Here is a 21,160-nt window from a genome sequence, read left to right on the forward strand (position 1 = left end):
GATTAAATCTCTATCAACGCGCGTATGATTTTTTTGTTGTGTAAGTCGTCCAGTGCGATATTGACGTCCTCTAACGGGTATGTGCGCGTTATCAGGTCATCCAGCTCAAGTTTTCCTTCGTTGTACAGTGCAATAAATTTGGGAATATCGACATCCGGTTTGCTGGCTCCGCCCCAACTACCACGAATAGACTTCCCTCGATGGAATGCGTGAGGCTCCAGTGAGATTCTCTCATCATCACGTGGATGAGAAGCGAAAATACACTGTCCGCCACCATCTTTGACCGATTCAAATGCTTGCTCGATTGTGCGGGTTTGGCCAGACGCTTCGATACTGTACTCGACTCCCTGGCCTTCGGTAAGTGACTGAATCGCCGCAACGGGGTCTTGTTCTAATGCATTAATGGTATGTGTTGCGCCAAGTTTCTTCGCCATTGCCAGCTTTTCTTCCGTTACATCAACGGCAATCAGCATGCGAGGCTGACCCAGCTTTGCTGCGATCAACGCGCTCATACCTATCCCGCCGAGACCAAAAACGGCCAGAGTACTGTTTGGCAGAGGCTGCAACTCATTAAAGACTAAGCCTAATCCGGTAGGCAGGGCACAGCCCAGCAGCACAGCTAGCTTTTCCGGGAAGTCGTCTGGTAAGGTCACCAGTCGGTTTTCGGCAACAATAGTTTTTTCGCATAGCGTGGTGGCGCTGCCGGAGTTAATCAGGTAGTCCTCATGGGGGTACTTGCCACCAGGTGCATCCAGCCCGTCACCCTTGATCCAGCCAATGACGACTTTGTCGCCGGGCGACACTTTAGTGACACCTTCACCTATGGTTTCGACAATCCCAACTCCTTCATGGCCGAGTAAGTGAGGTAAATACTTGTCTTCACCTCTGCCACCTTGCACTTCCATTAGCTGTGAATGACACAGGCCGCTGTATAAGAGTTTAACTTGCACTTGCCCTCGCGTTAGCGCGGGCATTTTAATGCCGTTGATGATTTCCAGAGGTTCACCGGTATTGAATAAAACAGCGGCTTTCATGACTTCCCCTTATTGGCAATTTTTTTAAAATAGTAATAGTTACTGATTGGCTTGTGTGCCTCGAAGTCTGGGACATCCGGGAAGGCATATTCGAGCAGTTCATAATCTGTAGAAACAAGCTCAAAGCCAAAATCGGATACCAGATCTATAAACTCTTGTTTGGTCCAGGCATTTTGATGATTGAATTGAAAGTCGCTTTCAGTCGCACGGACTTTCTGTGTCAGAATCTTTGAAATCTCATTAATCGATTCTATCTTAAGAATCTCAGCGTATTGCGTACTGGAAAGCTTAGCTGGTCCGCAGTAACCTGCGCGACTGGATGTTTGGTTTTTGTATAGGTGCCCGTAGTCAGCATCCCAGAAACTGGTAATGACGTTGGCAGCATGAGAGAGCGCGCATTCAGGATCAACGCCATACTTTTGCCAGCACTGCAATAGCGCTTTTGACTGTGAGAATTGCTCGAAATATCCCATATCGCCATTGAGACCTGCCTCCCTTGCTGAATCAAAGTCCGGGATCTTGATTAACAGATCGCCATCGTGTTGCAGGATCCGCCAGCTTTCTGTCAGCAAATTGGTCAGTGTTTCATGGTTGATATGCTCAAAGAAGTGTGACGAGTAGACTAAGCTACAACTGAGATCTGAGTTGGGCAAACGGGTGTTTGGTGTAAAGCTAATTGGCTCTATGTTGGCTCCGTCGCATTCGTCGTAGCAAATCCAGTTTTCACCATTAAAGTTTGCGCCGCCACCCAGGTTGACTTTGTATGCCCCGCATCGTTGCCAGGGTTTGTAAGGAAACTCAGACACCAAACCGACTTTACGGACCTGAGTATCTTTGTATTGATTGGTCGCCACAGTGAGTTCGCACACCAGTCTGTTCAGTTTATCTGTAGACAGTCCGCGGTGCTTGAGACGACTGTTTTGGAAGAGTAAGAAGGTCCCTTGTGGACCCTCAACCGTCACCTGACTACCATCCTCCAGTTCCATCATGGTTGAGCCTGTGTCAGCAGATGGAGGGGTAATATAAAGCAAAATCTTTTTCACTGGCTTTGGCATGTTGTCCAGGTGTAGTTTGTTTGAGCCGACATTGGAATTTAATACTTTGGCAAGTTTAGTGATACGGCTATTGACTACTTTCCAGTGGCTTCCTAGTTGTTCTGCGATTTCATCATAATGTTGTTCCAGAAACTGTTGGATCAAGGTTTGTGCTTCAGTGGTGATCTCAAGCCGTTGTAAATCTGAGTTTTGCTCTCCTAACGCGTTAGAGAAGTAGTCAAAATCTTGTCGGCTTGACTCCAGGGTATGATGTTGTTGCGGCAATGTGTCACATAAAACGCGAAAGTTGTCGGCAAATGCTTTGTCTGATACCCCGATATAGAACCCCTGTTGCTGCAATTGAGAACCTGTCCAGGCCTGCTTTTTTCTGTATGAGGATTCTGCTAATGATTGATATTCAGTCCAGGCAGACTCTGAAATATAGAGCCTGTTCGTCACATTCTCGCTGTAGGGCATGAGTGGGATCAACTGAGATTTAAACTGCGCGTTGTGTTTAACAAGGGCATGTTTAATCTCGCCGTAAAAAGAAATGGAAGATACCACAACAGGGTGTGCGACTTCTTTTAACTCATAAGCACTAAGTACTTCTAGTGGCTCAGTTTTTGCCTCTCTGTCGAGGACTGCAAGCGGGGCTCTCAGGCCTTTTTCTTCTACATAACGCAGGATATCCAAGCCGCCGCCGCCCGATCCGTAAACATAATAGTCTTTGTCTGATAAATTGTTTTCTCGATAGACGATTTCAAATCTCGTGGTAATTTCAGACATAGTGTTCCTCATTTTCTCGATAGGGCAAGTATCAATGCCTTTGCGCACGCTCAGCACTGTGACTCATAGCTTGATGCATTTCAGTCACACAAGCTGGCTGCTGACTCGATGTTTGATGCAATTGATGTAAAGTATTTTTGGCTTTTAATCAATTGCATGGCCTTTATTTCTTCTAGTTCACTAGGTTTTAAGCAATTTCTGTTCCATGAAAACTGACGGCGACTTTGCACATCGCCAAGAAACTCATTTAACATGATTAAACACCATTTCAATTGAGTCAGTTCTAATATTGTCAGGAAAGTATCCTTTTGGTTCGGGACATGTTCAAACAAACGACTGGCGAAGAAGACATCCAGGGAAGTCATATCTACAGGCACTGCTGGCTGTGAGAAAAAATCACACAAGAGTTTCCAGCTGGTATCTATGCCTGCATATTCAAAGTCGAAGAAGACTAAGCCCTGGTTCGTTTGCAATGCATTATGAAAGCCGAAGTCAGAAGGAGATAAGACCTTTCTTGTTTGCTTGTTTTTCGCATCAGCGGGCAAGCGACAGAGCAGCTTGTTCGCCCGAGTCTGGATCTGTTGCAGCAGAGTGTTCAGGGCCTGGTTATCTTGCTGTGGCTGAAATCTGGCCAGTCGTTTCTCAATGATGCTATAAAACCCATACAGGGAGTCAGGACTCTCCGAGGCGATATTCAAGTGTTCTCGGGACTGAGGAATGGCATTAATGCGCTCAAGAAATTGCAGAGCGCTTTTGACTGAATCCGGTTTGGCCTCAGCTATGGGCTCACCGTGAATAAAACTAAAAAGGCTGACGTACGCTTGTGGGTTGTAAGCTATGGGCTCTGGCACCGATGTGACAGCGTTTTGCCAAAGGTATTGCGAAAAGCCAAACTCGTTAGCGAGTTTGTGAGTTGAGTGCGAGTGGTTGGGCGAAAAAGACTTCAAAAACCAACTTGTGTCATGCGACACAATCTTATAGCCGCGATTATTTGCACCGCCAGAGAGTGCCGAAATAGTAAAGTTTTCCGTACCTAACGCGTCTTTTATCCAGTAGCGAACAGCATCATCTATCATAGCTTATCCGGAATATCAGACCAGAGCTGAACGGGTACCAGACTCGGATCATTAGACCTGGTATTAAACAGCACCTTTTTACACTGAGCAGGGAACAAAGCATGATTGAATATGGATTCAAGATCATCGACAAATAGTTCACAGTCGAGTGTACTAATGCGTAAAAGCTTGTCTTCTTTGGTCTCGTTGAAAAATAGGTCTGTTTTTTCGAACGGAGCATCGATTTTACCGACAAAGCCATTGGCCTCTAACCAACCGGTGGCAGCGACATGAAAATTTACGCGTTCGCCTATGATAGGGTAGCGTGTTTTGTGTGAAATCAGCTTGAGAGTATGCCCCTGTTTTCGCCATTGTTTGAGTGTGTCGAGGCAATCCGGGTAAGGCCGTGCCTGAGTAATTTCTTTACCGTAAACGATGCCTTGTAGCTCAGTCCATTTGGCTTCGTTACCCAGGTCAATAAAGTACTGTTTTACTTCATTTTTGCTTTGACCTACAGACTCTGGTAACCAGCCCAGTGCACAGCCGACGCGATAAAACACGCCGGTGTAATCGGCAATGGTGTTATCAAAATCAATACCGATGATCACACCACACCTCGCTCTGATAAGGTACCCATAATGTCAGCCACAGTCAGGTCTGCTTTCGCTCTGGCATCTGCAGTGGAATGCACCTGATCAATAAAGCGGTCTGGGATCCCGAAACGGTGAACCCGTGGCCAGCTTGCCTGTTCGCTGAAGTATTCCAAAACAGCGCTACCAAAGCCCCCGCTGACATTGTGCTCTTCGAGTGTGATCACATGGTCAAACCGTGTCATGGCATCGTTCAGGTATTCTTCGTCGAGCGGTTTTACGGTGTGGAAGCTCACCAGCTCAGGTGACACACCACGTTCGTTTAAGGCACGCACTAACTCCTGCGCCAAAGGCATAATGGTGCCGGTACTAAGCACGGCAATACGTTCACCGGAGTGCATCACATGCACTTTGCCGAAGGTAAGGGTAGGCTGACCATCGTGCACTGCTGGCTCATTCTTTTTCCCAATTCTGAAGTAACAGGGGGCATTGAGCTCGATCAACTGTGGCATGAGTTGCTCTAGTTCATAGGCATCAGCCGGGCAGATCACGTGCATATTTGGCAAGGCGCGCATCAGGGCTATGTCTTCGAACGAGTGATGCGTTGGGCCGAGGTTGGCGTAAGATAAGCCAGACCCGGTGCCGACGATGATCACGGGCTGATTCTGATAAGCGATATCAATCTTGATCTGCTCAAAGTTCCGTGATGTGGTAAACGGGGTAATAGTATAAATAAAGGGTTTATAGCCCATCATCGCACTGCCGGCTGCCATAGATGCCATATTGGCTTCGGCTATCCCGGCATTGATGGTACGACCTTCGGCAAACTCCTTTAAGGGGTTAAATAACCTATTGCCGATATCAGCGTAATAGAGCAATAGCGATTCGTCGTCTTTAGCAAGCTCAGTCAGGACTCGTGCAAATGCGTTTCTCATAATACTCCAAGCTCCTGTTTAGCTTGATCAACTTCCTCTGCTGTTGGAATACGGTAGTGCCAGTTGTTGTCGTTTTCCATGAATGACACGCCTTTTCCTTTGACTGTGTCGGCGACAATGCACACAGGTTGTTGAATGGGTTTTGCCGCTTCGAGTGCCTGCTCCAGCGCATTGAGATCATGACCATCGACGCGTATTGTGTGCCAGCCAAACGCGCGCCATTTCTCTTCAAGTGGTTCAAGGTGCATTATTTCAGTACTTTCACCTGTGCCTTGTAGCTTGTTAAAGTCAACAATCGCTACCAGGTTACTTAAGCGCTTACCGGCTGCAAACATCGCAGCTTCCCAAACAGTACCTTCATTGAGCTCACCGTCACCCATAAGCACGTAAAAGCGGTTTTTAGCGCCCTTGAGCCGGGTGCTCAGTGCCATTCCGGTTGCCAAAGATAATGCATGACCCAAAGAGCCAGAGACCGTTTCTACACCAGCGGGGGCATGTATTCCCGGGTGCTCTTCAAACTGACTGCCTGTCTGGCCATGTTCATACAGAGCGGCGGGAGAAAAGTAATCACGATAGGCTAGGGTGGTATAAAGTGCACTGGCGGCATGCCCTTTACCGAGTAAAAAGTAATCTCGTTCTGGGTTGTCTGGGTCGCTGGGCGTGATGTGCATTGTACGCCAGTACAATACAGTTAGAATATCAACGCAGGACAAACAACTGCCCAGATGCGGTGTTTTAGTCTGGCTGGACACGTCACACAAGGTGTAACGTATCTGCGCTGCGATGGAGTTCAAAGTCATAATATGCCTAAGGAATAAACCAATAAAAATCGCCAGTGTAACCGTTGTCACGGAAGAACTGCTTCCAGTCATCCACATGCATTATTGTTTTGGCGGTCAGAGCCCATTCCATCATGCGCTCTTTTTCTTCGTTGTTGCGATAGGCATCAACGGTAATAAAAGACTTGCCACGGCTGACGCGCTCAATTTCACGCAGTGCCATGGCACACTCATTTTCTTCCAGGTTATGAATGGTGTTGATTGACATCACAACGTCAAAGCTATTGTCTTCATAGGGCAGCGCTTTGGCATTGCCCTGAGTCAGTAGATCTTTGACTTCTTCTTTAGCATGTTCCAGTGCGTATTCTGAAATATCCAGTCCGCGCAATGTCATACCTGGGATCAGTTGCTGCAGGTCGTACAGCATAAAGCCTTTTGCACATCCCACGTCTAGCAGGCTGGAGCCTGCATCGAGGCCGAAGTGTGCTTTGAGATCTGGTACCACAGGTTGCCAGAAACGGGGGAAGTAACTAAAGCCACCATAACCATAGGTACGATCGCCATCAAAGAAGTCCTTGCCATATTGTCTGGCAATTTCACGGTCCGCTTCGGTGATCACGTTGGCGCGGCCTTTGGTATCGCGCTTAGATTTAGGGTAATTTCTTAATAAATCGATTTCTTGTCCGGACATGGGGATCTCACGCTTTATGAATGTAGTCATGGGGTAATGTGCCAAGTTCGCTCTGGTACTGTTTCACCCAGGCTATGGTGCGCTCCAGGCCGTTTTCCAGCGAGACTTGATCCTGCCAGTTGAGTTCTGAGCGGACCTTGTTGCTGTCAAGCAGGTAAGCTGCATCTTTGCCGAGGCGGTCTTCTGTAACAGCGCAGACCTGTTCAAAGGGCACTTGCAGCATATCGCAGATAAGCTCAACCAATGCGCGAATGGTGATCATGCGCTCGGTCGAAATATGATAGGTCTCACCCAGTGTGCCTTGATTGCCTATTTTTAGTGTGGCATCTGACACATCATCGATATGAATAAAAGAACGGGTTGAGTGACCGCCGCCGTGCAGGGGTAATACCTTACCTAACAAGGCAAACAAAATGGTTCTGGGGATGATGCGATAGAGTTGCTGACCTTCACCATACACATTCGCTGCGCGGGTAAATAATACCGGGAACTTGTAGACATCAAAAAACGTATGCAAGCTCATGTCTGCTGCAGCACGAGACACCGCATAAGGGGTGCTGGGTTGGTAGTTACGGTGCTCTTGTACCAGGCCTTCGCAGCTACCGTAGACCTCTGGCGTGGAGATATGCACGTACTTGTCGAGGTGATCCAGATCCTTGAGCTGATTATGCAGCTTGATGGTCGAGACTGCGTTGGTCATAAACCAGTGTTCCGGATATTGCCAGCTTTGTCCCACCATGCTCTGTGCAGCAAAGTTATAGACAGTGCTGACTTTATGGCGTTTGATGAGCGCCATGATGTCATCCAGCTGATGGTTCAGGTCGAGCTGATGAAAATCTGGCTGGTTTGCCTGCCATTTGTAGGGCAATAGCGCGCTATGGGGTTCTGCTGAGCGGCTGACAGCCAGCACTGACTGTTCTTGTTTTAGTAAATGGGCGCAAAACGATGCGCCCGAAAAGGAGTTACTACCGAGTACAAGGATTGGCGCATTAGCCATGATTGAGCTCCTGATAAAGGGCTTTCATTAATATATGTCCGATCACCACCTGGGTATCCTCGGAGATCTGCATGTCCTGGATCGCAAAGTGAAATGCCAGGTCGACCAGTGGCTTGGCTTTACCGCCATCAAAACCGAGTATCCCGACTGTATGCATACCCATCAATTGAGCTTGCTCTATGGCACGAATGATGTTGCCAGAATTGCCGCTACCAGAGAGCACCAGCAGGACATCGTGTTTGTTTGCTTTGACCTTGAGCTGATGGGCAAAAATGTTGTCGTAGCCAATGTCATTACCGAGGCAGGTTAACACCGAACTGTTTGCAGCCAGCGCTTCTACTTTGAGGGCATCTCCCTGGGGGTGAACGCCAAATGTAAAATCGTTCGCAAGGTGGATAGCATTGGCCGCAGACCCGCCATTGCCACATAGATACAAGGTACCGCCTTTGGCCTTCATATCCAGTAAAGTACTGACCAGCTGTTTGACGTCATTGCCATCGAGCTGAGTTAGCACCTGACTCAGTGTATGCACATAGTCTTCGGTCAGGGCGACAATGGGATCCCGGCGAGGGATTGGGGCGACGATGCCTTGTTGCTTGCTCATAATACTTCCCGCTGCATCCATTTAAGGTTATAGAAGCGATCTTCATTTTTTAACTGGCCTGCGCGATACGCGGCGATCAGCTCTTCAATTGCTATGGCGACATTTTTAGTCGGCTTAAAGCCGGTCGCCAGGAGTTTGTCTGAGTTGATGCGGTAACATCTTGGGTCGTTTGAAGGTGTCACTTCAATGTCGCACTCAACCTGAGCTTTTACCATGTTCGCGATATCCATGATGGAGATATTCTCAAAGCCTGCATTGAACACCCCACTGGTTTTTTCGGGATGCTCCAGCATATAGATATACAGGTCCGTAATATCGTCGATATGGATGTTTGGCCTTACTTGCGCACCACCAAAAACGGTGATTTTGCCATTCTCAAGTGCCTGCATCGTCAACATATTGACGGACACATCCAGTCTTTGGCGGGGCGATAAACCACACACGGTGGCAGGGCGAACAATTTGTACAGCCATATCGTCGGCATAGCTTAGTAGCACACGTTCGGCGACCATTTTGGTTTTGTTATATTCTGAGATGGGCTCTAAAGTTAAGTCTTCAGTGACCTGCTCTTCATCTTTCACACCATAAACACTGCCTGAAGAGGCGTAAATGAATTGCTTGATACCGGCACGTTTCGCTTTGTCTGCCAGCTGCATTGTGGCCAGTGCGCTTACTTCCCAGGTCAGTTTAGGGTCCAGGTCTCCACAGGGGTCATTGGCAATTGAGGCCAGATGAATAATGCTGTCTACACCACCCAGTTCAATGTCTGAGGTATGACGCACGTCACCTTTAATCACAGTGAGGTTTTCATGTTCAGGCAGGAAGTTACCGAACCATTGGGTGTCCAGCGCGATAACCTGGTAGCCTTTGGCGAGCAGCTTAGGTACTAATACCGTGCCTTTATATCCGGTGGCACCGGTCACTAAAACGGTTTTATTGCTCATTTTTCTCTCTTTTTGAATATTTTAATCACCCGGTATGACAATGCTAACGCAAATATCGTGCCTAAAATGCAGGTGTCAAAGACCTACTTTGTGCTAAACAGTTTTCTGTTCAACGTGCTTATTTATATCGGCAAGGTGGGGGTAATTCTTTAATGTTTCTAATAACTCGCTGTAACCAAAGTCGAGGCGATTATCCAATTGCTGATAAATTGCCTGAATTGCGGTGTAATCATCCGGCTCATCTAATGTCAGCCGATAATGGCTGTGGTCGTCGCCTGCACTGATGATGTGGCTATTCATGGTATTGAACTTTGCCATACCTAAAGTGACATGCTCTCTGTCTGGTGCGCTGGTGGCGAGCTGGTGCGTGCGTGCCAGCAAGCGAAATGCGAATACACAGGTATCCAGACCGCGAGGAAAGCCGCTATGTGGGCCGAGGCTGACCATATCTACATCATGATTGTGGTAGTAAGTGATGGCTTGACGAACCAAATCAGCATCAATGAGAGGACAGTCACTGGTCAGGCGTACAATGGCGGTATTGTCTTTTGCACCAAACTGACGGGCAGCCAGATAGTAGCGACTTAGTACATCTTCCGTACTGCCCTGAAAATACTTTACTCCAAGGCGCTGACACAGAGCGACAATAGGATGTTCGCTGCCATCGTCGGTCGTTGCAACGATCACATTTTCCGTCAAATCTTGAAGTCGCTCCAGCATCACTTGCAGCACAGTGCTATTACACAGAGGCAACAGCACTTTGCCGGGTAGTCGTGTTGAGGTCATTCTTGCCTGAATAATGATTTGAACTTTATTCATTGAAGTCATTGTTATCATTGTAATTGAGATCAATATAGCAAATGATTACACTCAAAGACAGAGACAAAGTGGCGTTGAAGCGCGCGAACCTATTGACTTTGGACAATGTTTACTCATTTTTTCAAAAAGGGCGCACTTTTTGCTTAATTTGATAGAGATGCCAGCGTAAAACAAGAAGGCGCACAGTGAATTTTCAGAAACAGATTACCATAGCAGGCAAGCAAGTCGGTCATGATCAGCCCTGCTACATCATTGCGGAAATGTCTGCAAATCATGGCCAGTCATTAAGTAAGGCCAAAGAGCTGGTGCATGCGGCAAAAGAAGCCGGGGCCGATGCGATAAAGCTGCAAACCTATACGGCAGACACCCTGACCATGGACTGTAAACTGCCGCATTTTGAGGCCACGGGCCCATGGCAGGGGCAATACTTGTACGACTTGTATAAAGGGGCCTATATGCCCTGGGACTTTCATGCCGAGTTATTTGAGTTGGCTGAAAAAATAGGTATTACCTGCTTCTCTTCCCCCTTTGACAAAACGGCAGTTGATTTACTCGCTCAGTTGAATGCGCCGGCCTACAAAATTGCCTCGCCGGAGTTGATTGATCATCAACTTATCCGCGATGTCGCAGCAACCAACAAACCAGTGATTATGTCGACGGGGGGAGCGACTTTGGTTGAGATTGCTGAAGCCGTAAAGGTGGCTGAGGAAGCGGGTATTAAAGAGCTATGCTTGATGAAGTGCACCAGTACTTACCCGGCGCCTGCTGACAGTATTAATCTGCGTACCATTCCGCATATGCGAGAGGCCTTTGGCTGTCCTGTCGGTTTGTCTGATCATACTTTAGGTAATGACGTGCCTTTGGCATCCGTGGCTGTGGGCGCTTGCATGATTGAAAAGCACTTTGTGATGAGCAAAGAGGACGATACCGCCGACAGCTTTTTCTCAATGACACCTGATGAATTAGCCGCTCTGGTGCATGGCGTGCGGCAAATAGAAATGGCGATGGGGCAGGTTCATTACCCGAGTGAAGCGTCCAAAGCACGCCGCTGCGTTTACATCGTTAAGGACATTCAAGCAGGTGAGCGGATCACTGCAGAGCATGTGGCACAGATGCGCCCAGGTGGCGGCGAAATCATGCCCAAATCGCTACCAGATGTGATTGGCCGCACGGTAAATAAGGCGATGATACGTGGGATGCAGTTAAGCTGGGGAGATATGCTATGAGCACACAGCGTGAAGCCGTACTGGTTTTGTTAAAAGAATTTTTCGAAGCGCGCGCTGTGGTTGTAAGCGAAGCGGACTTTGAATCCTTCGACTTTATTGCAGCCGGTGTGCTGGACTCTTTCGAAGTATTGTCGATGATCATGCACATTGAAGCGCATTTGGGTTTGTCTGTCCCGCCAGAGTTACTGCTTGAACCACGAAATGCACAAGTGGGTTGTTTTGTTGATGCCATAGTGGCGCTGGCATGATAGCCATTCGTGTGGATACGCGCTGTGGCTTAGGTCACTTTATGCGCATGAAGTGGTTGGCCAAAGCACTGATTGAACAACAGCAGCAAGTGATAATGCTGGTGGATGAGCATACGGTGCCGGTGCGTTTTTATCATGACGTGGATATTGAACTGATCGAAGTCCCGCAACAACCTAATACAGTCAGTGACGCGCAGTTTGCGCTCGATATGCTGGGGCAGCGAGGCGATAAGGTGAGTGGCTGGGTGGTTGATGGCTACGGCTTTGATGTGCAATGGGAAACACATATTCGGCAAAGTGGTGTACCACTGTTGGCTATGGATGACTTAGCCCGGGAGCATGCTGCTGATTTGGTGGTTGATGCCAAATGGCAGGGGTCACAAACTACCTTACGTTATGATGGTAAACTGGCTGGACACAGCCAGACTTTACTGGGGCCGGATTACTGTATTTTGGCACCTGAATACCATAACCCAGAGGCACAAGTGCGTGATGGTGGGCTACTCTTTTCACTGGGGGGAGGTGGCGACTGGCGTGTGCCGGCAAAGTGGATTGCGCGTTTGCTCGACGCACCTCCAGAAGGGCTGGAGACCACAGAAATTCAGGTTGTGATTGGACCTAAAGCGACAAGTACTGAGCAACTGCATATTCTGGCAGCACAACACCCACGGCTGACTTTAATTGAACAGGCAACTAGTCTCGCACCGTATTATCAGCGCTGTGGCCTGTTTGTGGGTGCGCTCGGCACATCTTTGTATGAACTGGCCGCAACACAAACGCCTGCATTGAGCTTTAGCCTGGCAGTCAATCAGGATAATGCATTAGCGGACCTTGAGGCGCTGGGGCATTACCTTCATATTCCAGACTTGTTGGCACAAGACACACATAAAGTTATCGAGCTAATTGCAACTTTGTACTATGAGCGTAAACGGGTGCACCAACTTTGTACAAAAGCGGTTGTCAGGGTGGATGGACTGGGCGCGCAGCGTATAGCCTCTGCGCTGTTAAATGGAACCGGAGCAGGGTTGACAGAACTTAGAGACGTCAATGAACAGCCACAAATCAGCTGGACACTGGCAAATAACTTGCGATTGACTGCGGTGACAGATGCCCACATCAATCGCTATCTCAGCGCCCGTAACCGCAGTGATAACGCCTGGCGCATGACCATTACCGATCGAATTAATGAAGTGGATCACTATCGCTGGTGGTTCCGCCAAACACGTGACTCATTTGTGCTGTTACAAGACGAAGAACCATTACTCTATGTCTGGCACCAATGTACCACAATAGATGGACAGGCTTATCTGTTTGGTGGCTGGTTTGCAGCCAGTGATGCGGTGAATTTTGTGCATGCTCAGCTTATCTTGCAGTGGCAGCTAACTCATACAGCTGAGGTTTACCCTGACGCTATCTGGGTTGCCGTGATCAACAAGCAAAATCGGTTTGTTAACTTGCTGAATGAGCGCGCCGGCTTTGTTGCATTGGCTGATAATGAGCCCGGTCATGACGCCGCGCGGCGGCTTTTTCCCAATGCCAGTCCTGCAGACTTTAACTTTGTTGGCAAATATCCACCGAGGACAAACTGTGAGTAATATCTATCAAATTTTTGCACAGCACGTGCAGTCTCAGCCAGATAAAACCGCATTGGTGTTTGAGCAGCAAACCTTGAGTTATCAGGCCCTGAATGTCGAAGTATTAAAGCTTTGTGCGCATTTTAGCCGGTTAGGGTTGCAACCAGGTCAACGGGTGGCGTTGTTTGCCCCGAATGGCCTCGAATATCCGGTTGTGATGCTGGCGGCAGCCCGTCAGGGTCTGGCTATTGTGCCTTTGCCTATCAGTCTGAAAGGGGGTGCACTGTCGGTGGCGCTCAAGAAAACGCCTGTTGCGGCAGTGATTGCCTGGCCTTCTATTGGTCGAATCTTACTGGCAGACGCCGTCATTGAGCCCACAAACCTGATCAGCTTGTCGCAGCCGGTTGCGGATGAGCCTTGTTGGCAGGATATTATGTCAGAAGAGCTAACCGTGCAGTCGATGAATGCGCCAGAGCAAAAGGTGGATGTTAACAGCCCCTATATACTAACTATGACATCCGGATCCACGGGTCAGCCCAAACCCATAGTGCTTAGCCAGCAGTGTAAAATCAGCCGCGCTTTTGACGCCACGATAAATTACTACGGGTTATCCCCGGATGAAGTGGTGTTGGTCGCTACACCACTGTATCATTCTCTTGCCCAGCGTGGGGTACTGATGCCCCTGATGTTAGGTGCAACCAGTGTGATCTTGCCAAAATTTACCTTACCAAAGTGGCTCGCGGCTATCGAGACGCATCGAGTGAGTTTTTTGTTTGCTGTATCAGCTCAATTAGAGAGTTTGCTCAGCAGTGATGAAGAAGCTGATTTGAGCTCATTGCGTTGTGTGGTGTCGTCTTCTGCGGTGCTGTCAGCTGAGTCTAAGCAGGCTTTGTTGAGCAAATTACCCTGTCGCTTTCATGAGTGCTATGGCGCTTCTGAAGTAGGCGTGGTCAGTGACTTTTGTGTTAGTGAGCGGCGTGATAAAAACGGCGCGGTCGGTGAGGCTTTGCCGTTTGTGCAGGTTAAAATCCTGGATCAGCAAAGACAGACTATGAGTGCGGGGGAAATTGGCGAAATTGCCTGTCAGACGATAACCGGTTTCAGTGGTTATTTGAAAATGCCCCAGCAAACCCAGGATGCATTTGATCCACAAGGTTACTTTCTGACCGGTGATTTGGGTTATCTGGATGAAGATGGCTTTCTATATTATGTTGGACGAAAAAAAGAGGTGATCTCCAGTGGGGGGATCAATATTTTTCCTCAGGACATTGAGGCGGTTTTCAGAAAGCATCCGAAAGTCGTGGATTGTGTGGCCTTTGGTTGTGCAGACAGGCAGTTGGGTGAATACATCAAAGTGGTCTATGAGCAACAGGATGACACGGATATCAGCCGCGAGTTAAGGCTTCTGTGTTTGTCTGAGCTGACGGACTATCAGCAACCGCGCTCGCTCGAACGCATTAGTGCGCTGCCAAGAACGCCAATGGGCAAGGTCCTCAGAAATGACGTGAAAACACTTTTTTCCGAAGTGTGATCCGGGTGTCAGGCTTATACCTGACACCAACTGTGTTGCTCATTAGAGGTCACTGCTGCTTCAAAGAGTGCCAGCCCCGCCTGAGCCTGCGCAAATCCAAACACATATTCATTTGTTGGGGCTATGTCTGTCTGATAAGCACAGAGCGCCTGATGAATATCGGTGTACAGATTCGCAAATGCTTCAACAAATCCGGTCGGGTGACCGGGCTTCATTCGGTTGTAACGGAACTGGTTGGCATATTGACACTGACCTGCACGGTCCAGTATTTCGCGTCTGCCATCACTGTATTGCAATTGTAACTCATCCGGGTTGAGCTGCACCCAGGTGGCACTGCCCGCTGTACCATACACTCGGATCTGCAGGCCGTTACGGTGGCCGATAGCGGTTTTCGACATCCACATACTGCCGTGGATCCCATCGGGGTATTTAAGGAGCATTTGTACATCGTCAATCAAACCCGGATAATCTGAGTGATTGGCAAACTGAGCGCAGGTTTCTGTCGGTTCCCGTTCCAGCAAGTAGCTCGACAAGTGATGTAAATGGACGCCCAAATCAAGGCAGATAGTGGGGACCTGATAGTCCTGAAGTCGCCACGCCTGCGGCTTGGCAGGTTTACCCGCGATATCAGGTGGACGCTTGAAGCCTTCCTGGGGCATCTCCAGGTGGATTTTTTGGATTTGACCTAATTTACCCTTATTAATCAGGTGTTTGAGCTCCCGAACCATAGCGTAACCGCTGTAGTTATAAGTCACAGCCAGGAAGTGTTTGGCAGGATCATACACGGTCGCTAAAGCCTGGGTTTCAGCGGTACCGCAGACCAGTGATTTTTCGCAAATGATCGGAACATTCTCGTTCAGTAACGCCGTCAGTACTTCCAGATGATGAGGCGTGGGTGTGAGCACGACGACAGCGTCTACAAGATCTTTTTCTTGTTTGATAAGCGTCCGCCAGTCGCTGTAGGTCCGCTCAGGAGCGATATCCCACTGCTGTGCGGTCGCTGCATTAGCATTTTGATCGCGACTGAAGGCACCTGCAACCACTTTGAAGCGATTGTCCAGTTGTGCAGCGGTAAAGTGGACGTAGCCAACGGCCGAGTTCATCCCTCCGCCGATAAAGGCAAGGTTTAAAGGCTTAGTTGTCATGGGCTGCTACTCCTTGTGTGCTGTGTGAGTATGTTGCCAGTCGCTGAGTAGCTGACAAAGGGTTTCAACGACCTGTTGTTGCTGTGGTGCGGTTAAAGACGGAAACAAAGGCAAGGTGATGGCACTATGGTAATACGCCTCACTGGCCGGGCAATATCCGGGCTTAAATCCCTGTTTCTGATAGTAAGGTTGTAAATAGATAGGGATATAATGCACATGCGCAAAGACCCCTTGGGCTCTCAATTGAGTGACCAGATACTCATGTAATTGCCGGGTACTATGAGCAATTCTGACGACGTACAGGTGATAGGCACTGTACTGATCATCAGACTGGGCCAAAGGGGTTACGCCTTCAACCTCTGCAAACAGGGTGTCGTAGCGTTGCGCCAGCCGGTTACGGGTGGCAACAAATTGATCAAGCTGCGTTAGCTGGCTCAAACCCAGCGCTGCATGCAGATCGGTCATACGATAGTTGAAACCTAGTGCGTGCTGTTGATAGTACCAAGGGCCATGACTGGGCTCAGTCAACAGAGTGGGATCTGCCGTAATGCCATGACTACGCAACGAGCGCATGCGCTGCGCAAGCGCCTCATTTTGCGTGACGGCCATACCGCCTTCCGCCGACGTAATAATTTTAACCGGGTGGAAGCTGAACACACAAATGTCCGAATAGTCGCAGTGACCAACGGGGGTATTCTGATAGCGTCCTCCGATGGCGTGGGACGCATCTTCGATGACTTTAAAGTCATACTGCCTGGCCAGTTTCGCGATGGCTTGCATATCACAACTCTGACCTGCAAAGTGTACGGGGATCACAACATCTGGCAACCGTCCTGCTTCATATGCGTGTTGTAACTTTTCAGCTAAGGCTCCGACACACAGGTTGCCTGACGCCTCATCGATATCCACGAAGTCGACGGAGGCACCACAATAAAGCGCACAGTTTGCCGAGGCAACAAATGAATTTGGTACCGTCCAGACCAGACTGTTCTGTGTGACATCGAGTGCCATACAGGCAACATGTAAAGCTGACGTAGCGCTATTTACTGCGACGGCATGGGATGCCTGGCAGTATCTGGCAACGGCTTGTTCAAACTGAGGTACAACCGGTCCTTGGGTCAGAAAATCAGACTGTAACACCGCGACTACCGCGTCAATGTCCTGCTGCGCGATGCTCTGTTTGCCATAAGGGATCATGTTATCCTCCTGGCGTATCAAACCAATGCCTGAGCATTGAAGGCTTTAATTTCTTCTACAGAGAGGTAGTCCGGGTTACTGAGCGAATTGTATTCAAAGCCAGGTGCCACAGCATGGCCTTGTTCATTCAGTGCATTGGTATCGAAGTCATTACTGCGGCTGCTAAATTTGATACCGGGCGCAATCACAAAGTGGTCACTGAATTCATAAGTGTCAAAACACAAATCTTCCGGGCACATTACTTCGTGCAGCTTCTCCCCCGGACGAATACCGATGATTTTATGTGGCAGCTGAGGTGCCATTGCTGTCGCAAGGTCAACAATTCGAATGGAGGGTATCTTAGGCACGAAGATTTCCCCGCCCAACATACGCTCAAAGTTCTTCAGGACGAAGTCGACGCCCTGTTGGAGATTTATCCAGAAACGAGTCATGTCGGCATGGGTAATAGGGATATGGTCGCAACCTTCATCGATAAAACGTTGAAATACAGGAACAACAGAGCCTCGAGAGCAAACAACGTTGCCGTACCGAACGACAGAAAATAAGGTTTTATGGCCGCCTGCTATGTTATTTGCTGCAACAAACAATTTGTCCGAAGCGAGCTTGGTTGCACCGTAAAGGTTTATAGGATTGGCAGCTTTATCCGTGGATAATGCAATAACCTTTTCGACGTTGTTGTCCAGCGCAGCCTCAATCACGTTTTCAGCACCATTGATATTAGTCTTGATACATTCCATAGGATTATATTCAGCTGCCGGTACTTGTTTTAGCGCAGCGGCATGAATCACATAATCGACGCCTTGCATGGCACGGTAGAGGCGGCTTTTGTCTCGCACATCACCGATAAAGTAACGCATACAGGGATCGTTGAATACCTGTTGCATCTCAAACTGTTTAAGCTCATCACGAGAAAACACAATGATTTTCTTTGGCTTATAACGAGTCAATAAAGTGTTGACGTACTTTTTACCGAAAGAACCGGTTCCGCCTGTGATGAGAATAGTTTTGTTATCAAACATAAAGCCAACCTAAAGGTGCATTGAATTCTTTACAGTATAGAAAAAGGTATGACTGCAAGAAAGTGCATAACTAAAGATAAAAAAGTGATTACTCAACACTTTATATCAGTTATGGAGTTTTTGCAGTAAATATACCAAGTGTAGTATTCAATTTCTGACAATAGATGACTTTTTAAACACAAGGGAGTAGACTTAGATCTAATAACACCTGATGGGGAGGCGTTATGCAGATAAATTCTCAAAGTACTAGTTTTTTTAACCGGGTTGATCAAACCAATAACAAGCTTAATCAACAGCTTGCAAGTGGTAAAAAGGTCAACTCAGCAGCCGATGATGCGGCGGCATTGCAGATAATTAACCGTCTGACATCTCAGCAGGAAGGCTACAATCAGTCTATCCGTAATGCCTATGATGGTATTTCTTATTCGCAAACGACCGACTCTGCATTGTCTGGCGTCAATGATGCAGTATCGCGGATCCGCGAATTGTCGTTGCAGGCTGGCAGCGGCGCGCTGACAGACAGTGACAGGCAAGCTTTGCAAGAAGAAGTGTCGCAGCTTCAGTCTCAGATCACAGATACCTTCGCTAATACAACCTTTGGCGGACAGGCACTGTTTGATGGTAACCAGACTAGCTTCCAGGTGGGGCCTGATGCGAATACAACGCAAGGGTTTACGGCGTCTGATGGCAGTTTCGCTAACCCGATCCTGAGTGTAGACATTTCGACTCAGGCAGGTGCACAAACAGCGATTGATGCGGCAGATCAGGTGTCGGAAGCGCTCAATACGCAAAGGACTCAGCTGGGTGCGTTTGAAAACACACTTAATAGCACGATACGTGTCCTGGGAACACAAAGAGACAATATCGCAGAAAGCCAAAGCCGTATTCAGGACACTGACTACGCAAGCGCGGTTGCCGAGCAAACGGCCAACGATATTTTATCTCAGGCATCTATTGCATTACGCGGACAGGCAAATCAGTCTGCTTCATCGGTGCTGGGGCTGCTGTAAGCAAAAATTGGTAAGTACAATACGTGAAAAGAGCCAGCAATTTAATGCTGGCTTTTTTATTACCTCTGCTGCGATTGAGTCGCGGGAAGCTCTTCTTTGTCCATATTGGTGCATTCAAAATAGTACCTGGATCCAAACCACAATGTTGCGACGTCACAGGTTGTTCTGAGGCGTTAATTTCGTTCCTTATAAAAGTACAGCTCTCTGATTTTTCTAAATTTTAATCCTTAAGTATTGATTTGGCGCATAGCCAGCGGCGTTTTTTTGGCGTTGATGTCAAAAACTTGCCACTTAGGTATTGCATCCCCATGTCACTGACTTACAATCATTACTATTGATATAGATGAAGAAGTTGGATCTTGCGGGCATGATTACGATCCTGGATAACAATAATAACAGAGCAGCCGGGCTGGCAGCGGCATTGAGTTTCGTTGGACAGCCGGCACAGGTGATTGCGGAGTCGGAATTTTCCCCCGAACTGTTGAATAACCTACAAGAGCCAGTGGTTATCCTGGGAGCTCTCTCACAACTAAATCATGAGGCGTTGATCAAGTCTTTGCCCGCCGTGCCGTTTTTGCTGATTGGAGAAACCCTAAGGCCGCTACTATCGTTGGCAAACGTGATTGGTCTTATCACAGAGCCATTTAGTCAGGAAGTGACCATGCAGTTATTGCATGATTGTCAGCAATATCAACGCATGTTGCCGGGAAAATCAACCCAGCTGAATGATGCTAAGTCGTTTGACGGCCTGGTGGGAGATACAAAAGCCGTCAAAGAAGTGCGCTTTTTGATTTCTCAGGTTGCGAAAACTGACGCTAATGTCCTGATCCTGGGTGAATCCGGAACCGGTAAAGAGGTGGTTGCGCGAAATGTGCATTTGCTATCTAACCGGAATTCAGGTCCTTTTGTGCCTGTTAACTGTGGCGCCATTCCTGGTGAGCTACTTGAAAGTGAGTTGTTTGGACATGAAAAAGGTGCGTTCACCGGCGCGATTTCTGCACGTAAAGGGCGTTTTGAGTTAGCGCAAGGTGGTACATTATTCCTTGATGAAATCGGCGATATGCCTTTGCAAATGCAAGTTAAGTTGTTACGTGTCTTGCAGGAGCGCAGTTATGAGCGTGTTGGTGGTACCAAGCCTATCCAGGCGGATGTACGGGTTATTGCTGCAACACACCGTAATCTGGAAACCATGATCGAAGAGGGTAAATTCCGCGAAGATTTGTTTTACCGTTTAAATGTGTTTCCCATTGAGAACCCCTCTTTGCGTGAACGTGCTGATGATATTCCTTTGTTGTTAAAAGAGTTGTTACGTCGTGTTGCAGAGCAAGGTGGCAGTACGGTTAAGTTCACCGATCGCGCGATTGACAGCCTCAAAGCACATAGCTGGCCCGGAAATATTCGTGAGCTGGCGAATTTGGTGGAGCGCATGGCCATTATGTTCCCCGAAAAAGTGGTCGATGTGACCGACTTACCCGGTAAGTATCGCTATATCGAAGTGGAAGCTTACGAACCAGAATACCCGGAAGAGCTGCTTGAAAAAGACGTCTTTAACGAGCTATTCAGTGATGGTTTCAGTGATTTTGAGGATGAAGAAGAAACACTCGAACAGGGTAATGCTGAGTCTGGTTTGGGGTTGCTGCCTGATGAGGGAATTGAGCTCAAAGAGTATCTTGCGGAGATGGAGATTAGTCTCATTACTCAGGCTCTTGAGCGGTATGACTATGTGGTTGCGAGAGCGGCTGAGATCCTCGGCGTGCGCCGCACGACCCTGGTCGAAAAAATGAAGAAGTACAATCTGAATCGCGATTAGACAGAGTTACTCAATACGTAATTACGGCACCCAGGCGGTGCCGTTTTTTATGGTTGCAAAAATACAACGTGCTACACACTCATGTATTCGTGGGCAAAACGCGAAGTACCTGACTTGTTGTTTTAACGATAA

General features: G+C 48.2%; 20 protein-coding genes. 6 read left to right on the forward strand and 14 right to left on the reverse strand.

Annotated features, from left to right (window positions below):
• Positions 1-2 precede the first annotated feature (2 nt).
• From AT705_RS18625 to AT705_RS18675, 11 genes are all read right to left on the reverse strand, one after another.
• Complete coding sequence (locus AT705_RS18625; RefSeq protein ID WP_058797737.1) at positions 3-1,034, reverse strand: zinc-binding dehydrogenase; 1,032 nt, start codon at positions 1,032-1,034, stop codon at positions 3-5.
• On the reverse strand, positions 1,031-2,854 hold the full coding sequence (locus AT705_RS18630; RefSeq protein ID WP_058797738.1) for a hypothetical protein: 1,824 nt from the start codon (positions 2,852-2,854) through the stop codon (positions 1,031-1,033). Before AT705_RS18630 ends, AT705_RS18625 begins: the two co-directional genes overlap by 4 nt.
• An 80-nt stretch (positions 2,855-2,934) precedes the next feature.
• Positions 2,935-3,930: an aminoglycoside phosphotransferase family protein gene (locus AT705_RS18635; RefSeq protein ID WP_058797739.1), complete on the reverse strand. Its 996-nt coding sequence runs from the start codon at positions 3,928-3,930 to the stop codon at positions 2,935-2,937.
• Positions 3,927-4,517 (reverse strand): hypothetical protein, encoded by a 591-nt coding sequence (locus AT705_RS18640; RefSeq protein ID WP_058797740.1) that lies wholly within the window; start codon positions 4,515-4,517, stop codon positions 3,927-3,929. Before AT705_RS18640 ends, AT705_RS18635 begins: the two co-directional genes overlap by 4 nt.
• Complete coding sequence (locus tag AT705_RS18645) at positions 4,514-5,434, reverse strand: transketolase family protein (protein ID WP_058797741.1); 921 nt, start codon at positions 5,432-5,434, stop codon at positions 4,514-4,516. The genes AT705_RS18640 and AT705_RS18645 overlap by 4 nt, the downstream gene beginning before the upstream one ends.
• Positions 5,431-6,234 (reverse strand): transketolase, encoded by an 804-nt coding sequence (locus AT705_RS18650; protein WP_082669035.1) that lies wholly within the window; start codon positions 6,232-6,234, stop codon positions 5,431-5,433. Before AT705_RS18650 ends, AT705_RS18645 begins: the two co-directional genes overlap by 4 nt.
• 7 nt (positions 6,235-6,241) lie before the next feature.
• Positions 6,242-6,934: a class I SAM-dependent methyltransferase gene (locus AT705_RS18655; protein WP_237113751.1), complete on the reverse strand. Its 693-nt coding sequence runs from the start codon at positions 6,932-6,934 to the stop codon at positions 6,242-6,244.
• A complete protein-coding gene (locus AT705_RS18660; protein ID WP_058797743.1) occupies positions 6,912-7,901 on the reverse strand; it encodes a GDP-mannose 4,6-dehydratase in 990 nt (329 codons plus the stop codon). Before AT705_RS18660 ends, AT705_RS18655 begins: the two co-directional genes overlap by 23 nt.
• The gene (locus tag AT705_RS18665) at positions 7,894-8,505 is read right to left on the reverse strand and encodes an SIS domain-containing protein (protein ID WP_058797744.1); all 612 of its coding nucleotides are present in this window, start codon (positions 8,503-8,505) and stop codon (positions 7,894-7,896) included. The genes AT705_RS18660 and AT705_RS18665 overlap by 8 nt, the downstream gene beginning before the upstream one ends.
• Positions 8,502-9,449 carry an NAD-dependent epimerase/dehydratase family protein gene (locus tag AT705_RS18670; RefSeq protein WP_058797745.1) on the reverse strand — a complete coding sequence of 316 codons (948 nt, stop codon included), beginning with the start codon at positions 9,447-9,449 and terminating at the stop codon, positions 8,502-8,504. Before AT705_RS18670 ends, AT705_RS18665 begins: the two co-directional genes overlap by 4 nt.
• A gap of 93 nt (positions 9,450-9,542) precedes the next feature.
• Complete coding sequence (locus tag AT705_RS18675; RefSeq protein ID WP_082669036.1) at positions 9,543-10,268, reverse strand: cytidylyltransferase domain-containing protein; 726 nt, start codon at positions 10,266-10,268, stop codon at positions 9,543-9,545.
• 185 nt (positions 10,269-10,453) lie between these two features.
• On the opposite strand from AT705_RS18675, the gene pseI reads away from it, so the two are divergent.
• Genes pseI through AT705_RS18695 form a run of 4 tightly spaced genes read left to right on the forward strand, consistent with a single transcriptional unit; the run spans position 10,454 to position 14,847 of the window.
• Positions 10,454-11,494: a pseudaminic acid synthase gene (pseI, locus tag AT705_RS18680; protein ID WP_049864841.1), complete on the forward strand. Its 1,041-nt coding sequence runs from the start codon at positions 10,454-10,456 to the stop codon at positions 11,492-11,494.
• Positions 11,491-11,742 carry a hypothetical protein gene (locus tag AT705_RS18685; protein ID WP_049864840.1) on the forward strand — a complete coding sequence of 84 codons (252 nt, stop codon included), beginning with the start codon at positions 11,491-11,493 and terminating at the stop codon, positions 11,740-11,742. Before pseI ends, AT705_RS18685 begins: the two co-directional genes overlap by 4 nt.
• A complete protein-coding gene (locus tag AT705_RS18690) occupies positions 11,739-13,337 on the forward strand; it encodes a hypothetical protein (protein ID WP_058797746.1) in 1,599 nt (532 codons plus the stop codon). Before AT705_RS18685 ends, AT705_RS18690 begins: the two co-directional genes overlap by 4 nt.
• On the forward strand, positions 13,330-14,847 hold the full coding sequence (locus AT705_RS18695; protein WP_208856745.1) for a class I adenylate-forming enzyme family protein: 1,518 nt from the start codon (positions 13,330-13,332) through the stop codon (positions 14,845-14,847). Before AT705_RS18690 ends, AT705_RS18695 begins: the two co-directional genes overlap by 8 nt.
• 14 nt (positions 14,848-14,861) lie before the next feature.
• Here the strand turns inward: AT705_RS18695 and AT705_RS18700 are convergent, their stop codons facing one another.
• From AT705_RS18700 to pseB, 3 genes are read right to left on the reverse strand one after another with little or no spacing between them, the layout of a single operon-like run.
• Complete coding sequence (locus AT705_RS18700) at positions 14,862-15,992, reverse strand: Gfo/Idh/MocA family protein (protein ID WP_058797748.1); 1,131 nt, start codon at positions 15,990-15,992, stop codon at positions 14,862-14,864.
• Positions 15,993-15,998: 6 nt separating this feature from the next.
• Positions 15,999-17,189 (reverse strand): UDP-4-amino-4,6-dideoxy-N-acetyl-beta-L-altrosamine transaminase, encoded by a 1,191-nt coding sequence (pseC, locus tag AT705_RS18705; RefSeq protein WP_058797749.1) that lies wholly within the window; start codon positions 17,187-17,189, stop codon positions 15,999-16,001.
• 17 nt (positions 17,190-17,206) lie between these two features.
• A complete protein-coding gene (gene pseB, locus AT705_RS18710; protein WP_058797750.1) occupies positions 17,207-18,208 on the reverse strand; it encodes a UDP-N-acetylglucosamine 4,6-dehydratase (inverting) in 1,002 nt (333 codons plus the stop codon).
• A gap of 224 nt (positions 18,209-18,432) precedes the next feature.
• On the opposite strand from pseB, the gene AT705_RS18715 reads away from it, so the two are divergent.
• Positions 18,433-19,218, forward strand: coding sequence for a flagellin N-terminal helical domain-containing protein (locus AT705_RS18715; protein WP_058797751.1), 786 nt, complete (start codon positions 18,433-18,435; stop codon positions 19,216-19,218).
• Positions 19,219-19,585: 367 nt separating this feature from the next.
• Positions 19,586-21,028, forward strand: a complete 1,443-nt coding sequence (locus AT705_RS18720; protein ID WP_058797752.1) for a sigma-54 dependent transcriptional regulator — start codon at positions 19,586-19,588, stop codon at positions 21,026-21,028.
• The last annotated feature ends 132 nt before the right edge of the window (positions 21,029-21,160 follow it).

The sequence above is a fragment of the Pseudoalteromonas rubra genome, assembly GCF_001482385.1.
Classification (GTDB): domain Bacteria; phylum Pseudomonadota; class Gammaproteobacteria; order Enterobacterales; family Alteromonadaceae; genus Pseudoalteromonas; species Pseudoalteromonas ardens.